Origin of the sequence: Pseudanabaena sp. PCC 6802 (assembly GCF_000332175.1) — a bacterium.
Classification (GTDB): Bacteria; Cyanobacteriota; Cyanobacteriia; order Pseudanabaenales; family Pseudanabaenaceae; genus PCC-6802.
Genome location: NZ_KB235914.1, coordinates 3,502,115 through 3,513,694, shown reverse-complemented (window position 1 = coordinate 3,513,694; position 11,580 = coordinate 3,502,115). Strand labels below are relative to the sequence as shown.

Genomic DNA, 11,580 nt, shown 5'->3' with positions numbered 1-11,580 from the left:
AGGCTAACTTTTTGACTCGGGTTTAGAAGACGTACCTTCTTTGACATTATCTTTGGCAGGAGCGGAAACAATGGGAATGCCATCTCGTAACTGTAAAATACCTGAGGTAACTATCTTCTCACCTGGTTTAAGACCTTCTAATACCTCCTGATTATTGCCTACAATCTTGCCCAGCTTAATTGGCCTTTGACTGGCAACTAATTGAGTTTGCCCAACAGTATCGGCCTTGTTTTCAGCCACAAAGATAAAATTCTGACCGCCCAGCCGCGAAATTGCTGTAGTAGGAACTAATACTCCAGGGCGGCTAGACCAAACCAATCTGGCTTTGACAAACTGATCGGCGCGCATAGAGTTTTTGGGATTGTCGAATACAGCCTTCACGAGAATCGACTGAGTTGAGTTATCTACATTGGGGGCAACAAAGGAGATTTTCCCATCTGCTTTAGATTTTTCCTGGTCATCGATTAATCTAACTGGCAATCCCGTTTTTAACTGAGATGCCTTCTCAAGCGGAACGGCTATTTGTAGTTCCAGGCGATCGTTTTGGCTGAGAGTTAAGAGCTTGGTGGATTCGCTGACAAAATCACCTACTTTAATGGGGATATCTCCTACCGTGCCAGCAAATGGGGCTTTGATCGTAAAAAATTCTAGCTGTACCTTTTGCTCTCGCATATCGGCTTGCGCCTGTTGCAACAGCCTCTGGTTGCGGGCGATCGCAGCTCTGGCTCTGGCGATCGACGATCTTTGCGCTCTAATATCGGCATCTATAGAGTCGAGATCCGCCTGGGATGTTGCTACCTTGGTAGCAGTGTCATCGAATATGCGCTGGTTAATTGCGCCCTCTGCTACCAGTTGGCGATCGCGCTCCAGGTTGCGGCGGTTATTGGCTAGCGTTGAAAGATTAGCCTGTTTCTTGGCCTGTAACGACTTCAGTTGGTCTTCGGCATTAGCTAGATCCGCTTTAGCTTCTTCTAGAGCTGCTTCGGCTGACTCCATCGCCGCAATTTTACTAGTGACAGCAGCCTGCTGTTTAGATGGATCGATCGCCAGGATGGGCGTGCCTGCATCCACGCGATCGCCAGCCTGGACAAAAATCTGCGCTACCTGACCCGATACGCGCGGTTGCAAAGTAATCGAGGTGCGGGAGTTCATGCTCGCCACGTAGTCGGAACTGTCCTCAATGGTGCCCGATGCCACACTAGCTATCCTTACAGGCAACCCAGAAAAATTACCTGCGCCAGTATTGTTAGTTGCCCCGCTCTGGCTGCAAGCACTTAAAGCCATTAGGACGAGCAACGATCCTAGTCTTTGTAGCTGGTTGACTTTCATCACTAATAGCCCCAATTTTATAGGGGATAGTCTAGCACTTTAGGGATATGGCATATATTCGTACTTCATCCGATCGGGCGATTGGCACTTTTAGCTTAGGGTAGGCACGGAGGCGCTGCCCCTACAGCTATTGGTAAATTTTTCGTAGCAATTTGCTCAACCCTGAGCTTGGGTTTGTCCAGAGTTATTGGACTGCAAATGTTTAAATAGCCAACTGCATCCACCCAGACAGGTACGGCGATCGTCTTGCGAAACATTGGTATTGGTTCTGAGGTATTCCTGCAACCACTGGCAGCCACGCATGAGCAGGTTATCCATGTCCAGATTCCAGATCACGATCGTGCGATCCTCGCTAGCGGAGATCAAAGCCTTGCTATTCGGTCTAAAGCAAAGACTTTTTACTGCTCCAGTGTGACCGTTAAACGTGCGCAGCAAAGTACCGTCTATACTCCACAGTTGCACCAGCGTATCTTCACCGCCAGAGGCAATCGCCTTACCATCGGGACTAAAACAAACAGATCTGACCTCGGCACTGTGACCGTTTAAAGTTTTGAGCAGGGTTCCATCCAAACTCCACAGCCTGACGCTCTGATCCATGCTGCCAGAGGCGATCGTCTGGTTATCAGGGCTAAAGCAAACAGTTAATACTTCAGCACTATGCCCTTCAAAGGTGCGGATCAAGCTACCATTCCAATTCCAGAGCTTAACAGTTTTATCCTTGCTGGCAGAGGCAATCATGCTACCGTCAGCACTGAAGGCAACGCTGTAAACTTCACCACCATGCTCGCTCAGAGTTTGCAACCACGTACCCTCAGCCGTCCAAATGCGTACCGTAGTATCTGCACTACAGGAAGCAATTACCTGACCGTCTGGCCGATAGCAGATGCCATACACCTCGGATCTATGCCCCTTCAGAGTATTAATCAGTTTACCGTTGCGGCTTTGCCAAAACATAATCGTACTGTCACCGCTAGCCGATACCACTGTCTGTCCGTCGGGGCTAAAACAGACGCTATGTATGCGATCGTTGTGCCCGCTCAACGAAGCTAATAGCTTACCCTTCATATTCCAAAGATTAACCTGTCGATCTTTGCCCACAGAAGCCAGCATCAAGCCATCCGGGCTAATCGCCAGACTGTAAATTTCATCCGTATGACCGACCAATCTGTGCAGTTGCGTGCCCGTGATATTCCACAATTTAACCGTGGTATCTCTGCTCCCACTGGCGAGCGTCCTACCGTCAGGACTAAAAGTTATGCTATGTACGGCATCGCCATGTCCTTTGAAAGTTTTGAGCAGCGTGCCTTCTATATCCCAAATTTTGATCGTGCGATCCCAACTGGCTGAAGCTATAGTTTTACCATCTGGGTGAAAGTCCGCATCCCATACCTTATCGGTGTGGCCGTGAAACGTCTTCAGGAGCGTACCATCTATGCTCCATAGCTTGACAGTTTTGTCTCGACTGGCCGAGACCAGTAATTGTCCATCAGGACTGAAACTGACGCTTTCGACAAAGCTATCGTGACCTTTGAGCGTTCTGATCGGCGTACCGTTAACGTGCCACAATATGATGGTGCGATCGGCGCTACCGGAAGCGATCGTGTCGCCAACCGGGCTGAAGCTAACGCAGGTAGCCCAACGGCTGTGCCCTCCGCGCAAAGTTCTCATTAATGCACCATTAATTTTCCAAATCCTGATGGTGGTATCCTCACTTGCAGAGGCAATCAACTCGCCATCAGGGCTGAAGCTTACATCCAGGACTGGACCGTCATGCCCTTTGAGAGTATGAGTTGCTTTCTCAGCAAATAACCCAGATTCGTCATTGCTAAAATACCAAAGTTTCAACGTATTATCGCGACTGGCAGATGCCAAGGTACTGCCATCGGGGCTAAACTCTACGCTGGTGACCCAATTAGTATGACCGTAGAGCCTTTGCAGCAGTTTACCTTGGGGATCCCAAACATTGATACTGCGATCGCTACTACAGGAAGCAATCAGATTCCCGCCAGGACTGAAACTGACGCGGTTGACCCAAAACCCATGCCCTTCCAGGCGGTTATATTCGTTAATACCATAGACCACCTGCTCTAAAGCAGTCGTGGTACGAATCTGGGTATTGGGCTTCAGTTCCATCGATTTTTGCGCTAGCTGCGAGGTGAGCTTTTTGAGCTGCACGCCCCCAATTGTCGTAGCAATTAACGCTTCGAGGTGGTTATTCGATAGGTAGAGGGCTTCCGATGACATTGTCAGTGCCACAATCCGCTCGTTGAGTTCGCCCATCTCTGCCTGCAGGCGGTGTTGCTTTTCAGATTCCAGGCTTTTAGCCAGGTCGCGACTGAGTTTTTCGAGGCGATCGGCAGCGGCGGCTCGTACTTGGGCGGCTTCGAGCAACTGTGCCTGCATGTGCTCGCGTTCGTCAATACGCTTGCTCGCCTCCAAAAACTCCGTGTCTGTATGGCTGAGCTTTTGACCGTGCGCCCACTTTAATGCTTCCGCTAGCCGCGCTCCGCGTAACAAAGCAGATTCATCCCTTTCCTCAGAGCGTATCCATACCTGTAGAGCTTCTTGATACGGACAATTGCGCAACAGCGAGAGCGGTACCTTTTGATTGAGCTTGATCGTGACGATAGAAACATCATCATCGGGGATTTCCTGCCCTGAAAATTCATCTAATGCCTGCTTCAGCCCATCTCGAATTTCTGGGGCGGATAGGTGAGCGAGCTTGATAATTGCTTTTTGCAAAGGTGAAAGACCATCAGCACCTCGTTCGGAGAATTCCTCTCCTTTAGAATTGGTTGCCTCCGTCAAGCCGTCGCTAAAGAAAACTACAACATCTCCCTCATTTAGCGATCGCGTAGTTGATTTATAGAAAGTATCGCCGAATCTACCCAGGGCAATACCAGGGTTGACTACTTCTTCGCACCCACGCTGAGCTGCACGATAAATAATGGGGCCGGGTATTCCAGCATTACCGAGGTGGATCTCGTAACTGCCAAAATCGAGGGCACCATAGGCTAAAGCCACTGCATCCTCGGTACGACTCCGACAAAGCAAATGATTTAAGGAATTCAAAACCGATACAGGGTTTTGCAGCCTACCTTGAGATGCATAGGCATCTAGTTGCCCCTTAAACAGAGCTGCATGAATTGCCCCCGCCACCGATTTGCCGGATGAGTCAGCGATCGCAACTGCTAGCAATCCGGGTTGTTCGAGAAACTGATAGTAATCTCCTCCCAAGTCTACCGCTGTCCAAACTTCAGCCGCTATATCCAAGCCAGGGTATGCTGGCAGAGCTTGAGGTAGCAAACTCCTTTGCAGCATCCTGCCGCTAGTCAGGTCGTTAGAAGCATGGTTCAACTGCATATTGGCAATTTTAGTACTAATACCATCCTTAGTATTTTAGCTCCTTACTCCTCAACCTAAACTTGCAATTCACAGTTAAGCCGAGGCACAAAACCCAAACAGGAGCTTTGTTCCTAAGACATTTTATAATAGCGTTTTGAGCCAACCCCCATCGAGTTATTATTGCTATATGGGGGTGCATATAGGCTATACTCCCATGCAGAGTTTTGCCTTAAGCGATCCAAATCAATCTAAGTTCTGGCTGTATCAATCTAATCAGGACGCAAACAGAAAAGGTGTATAATCGTGTCTGATAAATTAAGGTTTTTTGCAAACAGACAATTTATTAAATGCTGAGGCACCTTGAGGGGGCATTAAATCAACCGTTTGGTAATCCTACATGAATCGAGCATGAGCGATAAACCACTAAAATTGCGAATCTCAATTCCCCCAATTTCGGGAGTTGAGGATGTGCCAGTTGCAGCGGTAGAGGTACTTGCTCGTAAGATGGGATTTGAGCCAAGTCGCGTGCAGGATATTGTCCAAGCCCTCACTGAAGCTTGCGTAAACGCTATCATTTACAGCGACTCAGATGAGATGGATGTGGACATCACATTCATAGCCATGCATAATAGCTTAATTCTAGAGGTGCGGGATCGCGGTCCTGGCTTCAACCCAGATAGCGTGCCAGCCCCTGATTTTGACTTAATCTCAGAGATTGGGGTTAAAAATGGTGGTTTTGGCATTCATATGATTAAGTCTCTGGTCGATAGGGTTGAAATTGAATCCTCTGACCAGGGTACCCTAATCCGTATGAGTACATTTTTGTCCAGTCCTGATTCAAGTTCACTTACACCTCAAACATGACTTACTCCTCTTTCCTACAAGATGAACTCAAAATCTCCGAGCAAATAGACGGAGATAAGGTTGTGTTGCAACTCAGCGGTGCATTAAGCGTAACAACAGTGCCCTATTTCCGCGAAGTCGTGCAACCCTACCTCGAGCAAACCTTCAGCACCATAGTGCTCGATTTTGAAGGTATCACCAAGATCGTGAGTCGAGGTGTTGGTGCGGCAATTGATATGGCCGTACAGGCAAAAAAACAGGGCGGTAAGTTGCGCTTGATTAATGTGGGCAAATACGGGCGATCGCTCTACATCCAGGGCGTGCATTTAGTTGCCGACGTACCGGAACTAGAAGGCTTCGAGCCTTAACTGCTAAAAGCCAACCGCTAAAAGCTACACGACAAACATTTCGGGACAGCGATCGCGCAGTTCGGCATTGAGTCTCGGCAGTTGCGATCGCATTTCCAGGTACCATTCACGGCGCGTGTGATAGTGCTGCGACATTAATCGGTTTTCTGCTACCCATTTATAAGCGCGATCGGCTAGTTCTTGACGTAGAGAAGCACTGCGGATCAGTTCCTCTAGTTTGTCGGCAAAGTCATCGGGATCGCGGTAGATCAGGCCGGTTTCGCCATCTCTAATCGTGTCGGCATAAACCACGGGACTCGCTAGCGCCGCCACACCATGTCCCGCATGTTCGAGAAATTTCAGATCCGATTTCATGCGATTAAATTGGGTATCGGCCAGGGGGAGGATGCCGATGTCGCAGGTATGCAAGATGACTTGATATTCCTCGTAGGGACAGAAGGGCTGAAATTGCTTGCGTTCGGTAGAGATCGCCTCAAAAAATTCGCGATCGTGAATTACTTTTACCGCCACGCGATCGTACTTATTCAAGACGCGATTGAGAGCGGGTAAAAGCGGTTGCCAATCATTCTGGCGGTTCAGCGCCCCAAAAAACAAAGTTACATTATCTGGATTGGTATGCTCGCGTCGAGGTGGCAGATAGGCTAGTTGATTGGCAAATGCCTTGACATTGGGATTAAATTGCTTCAGGTGTTGGGCGAGTGGCTCGGTACTGGTTTGGATGCAGTGGGAACTAATAAATAGTAGGAACTTGTTATCCGCATTTTCCGGCCAGAAGTAGGGATCGTCATCGTGCTCTGCCACGATTAGAAACCCGCGTTGCATTAGCGTTTTTTGCCTTTGCATATCCTGGGGATATAACAATAAAGCTCTTTGCCAAATAAATACTTTTTCTTCGTCCGGCATCGCCAGATTCAGGTCGATGGGGCGATCGCGCTGAATATTAAAGGTGCGCGTGCCAGGAATAGTCGATAGAAAGCTGCTGGGTTCGTAGACGCGAATGCGAGCGCAGCCCGCCGCCGCCGCAATGAAAGTTTGAACTAATAAGCGCGAAGCGATCGGAGTCTTTGTCGCTCTCGCGACAAAGGCATGCGCACGGATAATCTTGTGGAAATTAGCAGTCTGCAACCCCAAATATTCAACCAGGGGAGCAATCAGGGTTTGAAATTTCTCTAGCTGCTCGGCTTGCTGAGGCGACAGTTGGGGACAGTCAGTTTGAATTTCGTATAAGTTCAGGTTGGCCACCGCAAAGATTTGCTTGATATTATCGATCGACGCAAAGTAAATCTGGTTGGGTGCGGTGATAAATTCTGGTTCGCTACCCCAATTCCCTTGCAAGAACCTGGCGATTCTCAACCAGTACTGCGGGTTGGGCATATACGCCACAACTTGCCCGTCTTCCTTGAGCCAGTGGTTATACTGTCTCAGCGTAGTTTCTAGATCTAACGCGCACCGCAGGATATCACCATAGACAAAACAATTTACCTCGCCTGGAGCAATTGGTAAGTCGGCGATCGCATCGACTACAGCATCTAAACGCATGGAGGCAACAGAGGCGCGATCGCGATCGGTTTCGATCCCACAATAAAGACACTTAGGATTTATGCGCTTATACTGCTCGCCCATCATGCCATTACCGCAACCAATCTCAACAATGACATCGGCATCAGCAGGTAACAGTCTCAGTAACAGATCTGGGTAAGTTTTAGCGATCGAGTCCGTCATGATTTCTTCCGCAACATTTGGCAAATATAGCAGAGATACCATCGGTAAGGTGGGCATTGCCCACCCTACTAAACGCATAATAAAAATGAAAAATCGAATATAACTCTTGCTTAAGTAGGCTTAAATTAGCTAGTATAGTTAACTGTCGCAATAAATCCTTGAGCACAAATGGCTAAAAAAAGTATGCGGGAGCGCGAGAAAAAGCGCGAAAAGCTAGTTGCAAAATATGCTGCTAAAGCAGAGTCCTTAAAATCGCAGCTAGCCTCCCCCGAGTTATCCCAGCAAGAAAAGATTTCCTTGCATCGCGAGTTGCAGCAAATTCCTCGCAATGCCAATCCCACCCGTCTGCGGAATCGTTGCTGGCTAACTGGTAGATCCCGTGGATATTACAGAGATTTTGGTTTATCCCGCCACGTATTTCGCGAAATGGCACACCAGGGCTTGTTGCCAGGTGTAGTGAAATCAAGCTGGTAAGTTTGTCGCTAGCTACGGATGTACTAGCCAGGCTCTTTGGATCGGCTGACTGAGGGTTTGTACTAAATGCGATAATTGCGTTATTTCCTGCAACCCATGCGGTGTTTGAATTTCAATCCCTTGCTGGTAAAGCGTGTATCCTTTAGTCAAAGCGACTCGTATACCACAGTAATATTGAGGGTCTAATTTCTGGCTTTTGAGTTTACTCTCAAGCCTTTTTTGCGTTTCTTGTTTCTCTAAATCGCTATAAGTACTTATATCCGTGGTTTTGAGCAGATCTCTGTCCAGGTAACGGCGGCAGAGATCTGACAATATGGGATCGGCACTGTAACGCCAGCGATGCACGTGGTAAGTAAAGACAATATCGTCGGCAGCAAGATAAGTTTGGCAATCTAAAGATTGCGGATCTCGTGACAGCCATGCGGTAACTATGGGATCTGCCTCTATTTGCCCCAACTGCATCAACAACTTAGCTCTAGCAAAGATCTTATCTAGAGTAAATCGGGCTGACAGATTTTTGGGATGGTTGTAAACCTGTAAGTACATGAAGTAACGCACGGTCAAATAGTGCTCGATCGCTACTAAACCTTTCCTCGTTACCACCAACCGTTGCGATACCGGATCGTAACTCAAAGCCATCAAAATTCGATCTAGATCGAGATGTCCGTACTGCACGCCCGTAAAATAACTATCTCTGAGCAGGTAATCCAGGCGATCGCAATCCAGTTGACTGGAAACCAGTTGGCTGACTAGCGGTAAGGGATACTGCTTCGCAAACACCCGATCTAAAGATGCGGGAAGATCGCGATCGTAGCTTGCCACGATTTCACCGATGCTAGATTCCTGGATCAGCCTCCTCGTCCATATTTCATGCTGACTGCCAAATGTCTCCTCGCCAGCGTGACTGAATGGCCCATGTCCCAAGTCGTGCAGTAATGCCGCTATCAGCGTTACATCTCGATGGGTCGCCAGACTGGGGTAAAGGTGGGCAATGCGATCGAAGGCGCGCCGCGTCACCGCCATGACACCAAGAGAATGTGTAAAGCGCGATCCTTCGGCACCGTGGAAAGTAAAACAGGCCGTGTCCAACTGCCGAATGCGCCGCAATCTTTGGAATTCAGGTGTATCGATCAGGCGAATCAGGAGTGCTTCCAAGCGATCGTCTCCGCTGAGCGCGATCGCTCCGTGGAGTGGGTCGTGATAGGTGCGGGATTTGCCTGGGTGCATTGGGGGATGGGGATAGTGGATATCGGGGATATCGGGAATGTCGAGGGTATCGGAGATATCGGAGGGTTTAAGCATTTACATGTAATATAGCCGCAGACAGATCTGTTAGGACAGGGGGTGTGGGGGCTGCGCCCCCACGCAGGGGAGGCAGGGCGGTCTTGGGGGTTCCCCGCTAGAGCCACTGCCGTGTGGAACCCCTGCACCCCGTCCTAAGCCTATTGGCTATAGCTATATCTGTGATTAATACCAAGATTTTCGAGCAAATGCTTAACCCTTACTTGTCGATCGCGCAGATTACAGATATCCATTTGACGGACGATCCGCAGCAGTTAGTCATGGGAGTGAATACGGATGTATCCTATCATGCCATTTTGCAGTCGGTTGGGCATCTGCAACCCGCACCGGATTTTTTGCTCTTAACTGGCGATCTGACGCAGGATGGTGGCATTCCTGCATATGCAAGATTGCAGCAGTCTCTCGAATCGCTGGGCATTCCAGCCTACTGCCTGCCGGGAAATCACGACGATGTCTCGATTATGGCTAGAGAATTACGAGGTTGTGCCGTGCTCTGGGACTCATGCCTGCAGAGGGGTGGCTGGAATTTAGTGCCGCTGAATTCTGCGATCGCGGGACAGGTCCATGGTTATCTTGATGCTGAGAGTCTCGCCTGGCTAGATCGGCAACTTGGCGAGCAACCCGATTTACCGACCTTAATTGCCCTGCACCATCCGGCCATCTCGCTCGGCTGTGATTGGATCGATAAAAGTGGGTTGCAAGATCGGGAGCGGTTTTGGCAGATCTGCGATCGCCATCCTCAGATACAAGTAATTGTCAGCGGTCACGCCCATCAAGCCTTTGATAGTGAATTGGATGGAGAAAGAAGCGATCGTGCCTCTAAAGCACGCTATTTGGTGACACCATCTACCTGCGCTCAGTTTGCACCTCGTACCCCAAAATTTGAACTAGATCGGCTTAACAATCCTGGTTTTCGGCTTCTACGCCTTTATACCAATGGAAGAATAGAAACAGAAGTAATTAGACATGCTCGGGCAGGATATGTAGGGGCAGAGCGATGCTAAGCCCAAGGGCTACTAGAATGCATCCTGTTATCCACGAACGTATGCGAGTAAGGCTGAGCTGGTTCATAAACCAAGTGCTGGTGGAACCTAGCAATAACCCCAGGATGACATACCAGCCAGTGCATAGGATACTGTAGACGCTTCCCAATAAAAAAATTTGCCCCATCAAAGGAATATCGGGATTGGTGAACTGGGGTAGAAAAGCGATAAAGAATAATGCAATTTTAGGATTGAGCAAACTAGTTAGAATGCTTTCACCAAAAATACCAAGGGAATCGATCTTTCTGACCGCAGATGACACAAGTACCTTTTTGTGTTCCCAGACAGTACGAACGCCCAAATACACTAAGTACCCAGCACCTAAATACTTAACTACTTCATAGGCAAAATCGGAGGACATCAGCAAAGCCGATAGACCAAATGCCGCTGCTGAAGTATGAATGAGGCAGCCTACCCCTACTCCAAATGCTGCAACAAGCCCTGCCTTTTGCCCTAGCTCCATACTGCGCGTTGTAACGTATAGAGTATTAGGCCCCGGAGTCATAATTAGGGTTATAGCAGCAGTCAGGAAAATCAAAAAAGTAGTAGTATCTGGCATGTTTCTTTGTCAAAGACCATATCTAAAGATGAGGACAGCAATCTTTATTTGACTCTCTGAAGCCTAGAGCATAAATCGCACTTACCGATCATTCTCCCACGATCGGGAACATTAATAGCGTTTTTCAATTGAGAACAGGTTTTATTGACGGGGTGAAGGGGTCCTACCCCTTCTTGGGGGCAACGCCCCCAACCCCCCTTCTCGTTTTCATCTGAAAACCGCTATATTATCTCGAAGATGGTTTCCCAAAAATCTTCAGTTAGCGGAGTGTCAATATCATCCGAGCGAGGTTACTAGCAACGAGCATAGAGGGACTCGAACCCCCGACACCCAGGACCGGAACCTGGTGCTCTATCCACTGAGCTATATGCCCTTCGTGGGCGATCATAACATATTCTCACCCCATACCTGGTTGCCATTTGTTTAGGAATTTACAACAGGCACGGGGTTAGGGCAGGCACGGGGTTGGGGTAGGCACAGGGTTGAGGCAGACACGGGGGCAGTGGTGTCAAGTTAAGGAAAGGAGGAAAAAGTCAAGCCATAGTCTGGAAAAAATTTAAGCTATAGCGTTTTTCAATTGAGAACAGGTTTTATT

Annotated in this window: 9 protein-coding genes and 1 tRNA gene; 4 read left to right on the top strand and 6 right to left on the bottom strand. The window is 48.6% G+C overall.

Going from position 1 to position 11,580, the window contains the following annotated elements; genetic code table 11:
• Positions 1–3: 3 nt before the first annotated feature.
• Positions 4–1,329, bottom strand: a complete 1,326-nt coding sequence (locus PSE6802_RS0122095; RefSeq protein ID WP_019502217.1) for an efflux RND transporter periplasmic adaptor subunit — start codon at positions 1,327–1,329, stop codon at positions 4–6.
• Between the two features lie 156 nt (positions 1,330–1,485).
• The gene (locus PSE6802_RS0122090; RefSeq protein WP_019502216.1) at positions 1,486–4,692 is read right to left on the bottom strand and encodes a WD40 domain-containing protein; all 3,207 of its coding nucleotides are present in this window, start codon (positions 4,690–4,692) and stop codon (positions 1,486–1,488) included.
• Between the two features lie 390 nt (positions 4,693–5,082).
• On the opposite strand from PSE6802_RS0122090, the gene PSE6802_RS0122085 reads away from it, so the two are divergent.
• The gene (locus PSE6802_RS0122085; protein ID WP_019502215.1) at positions 5,083–5,538 is read left to right on the top strand and encodes an ATP-binding protein; all 456 of its coding nucleotides are present in this window, start codon (positions 5,083–5,085) and stop codon (positions 5,536–5,538) included.
• Positions 5,535–5,885, top strand: a complete 351-nt coding sequence (locus PSE6802_RS0122080; protein ID WP_019502214.1) for an STAS domain-containing protein — start codon at positions 5,535–5,537, stop codon at positions 5,883–5,885. Before PSE6802_RS0122085 ends, PSE6802_RS0122080 begins: the two co-directional genes overlap by 4 nt.
• A 24-nt stretch (positions 5,886–5,909) precedes the next feature.
• On the opposite strand, the gene PSE6802_RS0122075 is transcribed toward PSE6802_RS0122080, so the two are convergent.
• Positions 5,910–7,685, bottom strand: coding sequence for a glycosyltransferase (locus PSE6802_RS0122075; RefSeq protein ID WP_019502213.1), 1,776 nt, complete (start codon positions 7,683–7,685; stop codon positions 5,910–5,912).
• 90 nt (positions 7,686–7,775) lie between these two features.
• Between PSE6802_RS0122075 and rpsN the strand changes: the two genes are divergently transcribed.
• A complete protein-coding gene (gene rpsN, locus PSE6802_RS0122070; RefSeq protein WP_019502212.1) occupies positions 7,776–8,081 on the top strand; it encodes a 30S ribosomal protein S14 in 306 nt (101 codons plus the stop codon).
• A 12-nt stretch (positions 8,082–8,093) separates the two neighbouring features.
• Here the strand turns inward: rpsN and PSE6802_RS0122065 are convergent, their stop codons facing one another.
• Complete coding sequence (locus tag PSE6802_RS0122065) at positions 8,094–9,308, bottom strand: HD domain-containing protein (protein WP_026103476.1); 1,215 nt, start codon at positions 9,306–9,308, stop codon at positions 8,094–8,096.
• 236 nt (positions 9,309–9,544) lie between these two features.
• Here PSE6802_RS0122065 and PSE6802_RS0122060 point away from each other — a divergent pair, with 236 nt between their 5' ends.
• Positions 9,545–10,387 carry a phosphodiesterase gene (locus PSE6802_RS0122060; RefSeq protein ID WP_019502210.1) on the top strand — a complete coding sequence of 281 codons (843 nt, stop codon included), beginning with the start codon at positions 9,545–9,547 and terminating at the stop codon, positions 10,385–10,387.
• Here PSE6802_RS0122060 and PSE6802_RS0122055 read toward each other — a convergent pair.
• On the bottom strand, positions 10,344–10,985 hold the full coding sequence (locus tag PSE6802_RS0122055; protein WP_019502209.1) for a LysE family translocator: 642 nt from the start codon (positions 10,983–10,985) through the stop codon (positions 10,344–10,346). The two genes, PSE6802_RS0122060 and PSE6802_RS0122055, sit on opposite strands and share 44 nt — an antisense overlap.
• 300 nt (positions 10,986–11,285) lie before the next feature.
• A tRNA-Arg gene (locus PSE6802_RS0122050) sits at positions 11,286–11,358 on the bottom strand.
• Positions 11,359–11,580 lie beyond the last annotated feature (222 nt).

Coding starts and splice junctions, on each gene's coding strand:
- PSE6802_RS0122095 (WP_019502217.1), bottom strand. CDS start 1,329: ATGAAAGTCAACCAGCTACAAAGACTAGGATCGTTGCTCGTCCTAATG.
- PSE6802_RS0122090 (WP_019502216.1), bottom strand. CDS start 4,692: ATGCAGTTGAACCATGCTTCTAACGACCTGACTAGCGGCAGGATGCTG.
- PSE6802_RS0122085 (WP_019502215.1), top strand. CDS start 5,083: ATGAGCGATAAACCACTAAAATTGCGAATCTCAATTCCCCCAATTTCG.
- PSE6802_RS0122080 (WP_019502214.1), top strand. CDS start 5,535: ATGACTTACTCCTCTTTCCTACAAGATGAACTCAAAATCTCCGAGCAA.
- PSE6802_RS0122075 (WP_019502213.1), bottom strand. CDS start 7,685: ATGCGTTTAGTAGGGTGGGCAATGCCCACCTTACCGATGGTATCTCTG.
- rpsN (WP_019502212.1), top strand. CDS start 7,776: ATGGCTAAAAAAAGTATGCGGGAGCGCGAGAAAAAGCGCGAAAAGCTA.
- PSE6802_RS0122065 (WP_026103476.1), bottom strand. CDS start 9,308: ATGCACCCAGGCAAATCCCGCACCTATCACGACCCACTCCACGGAGCG.
- PSE6802_RS0122055 (WP_019502209.1), bottom strand. CDS start 10,985: ATGCCAGATACTACTACTTTTTTGATTTTCCTGACTGCTGCTATAACC.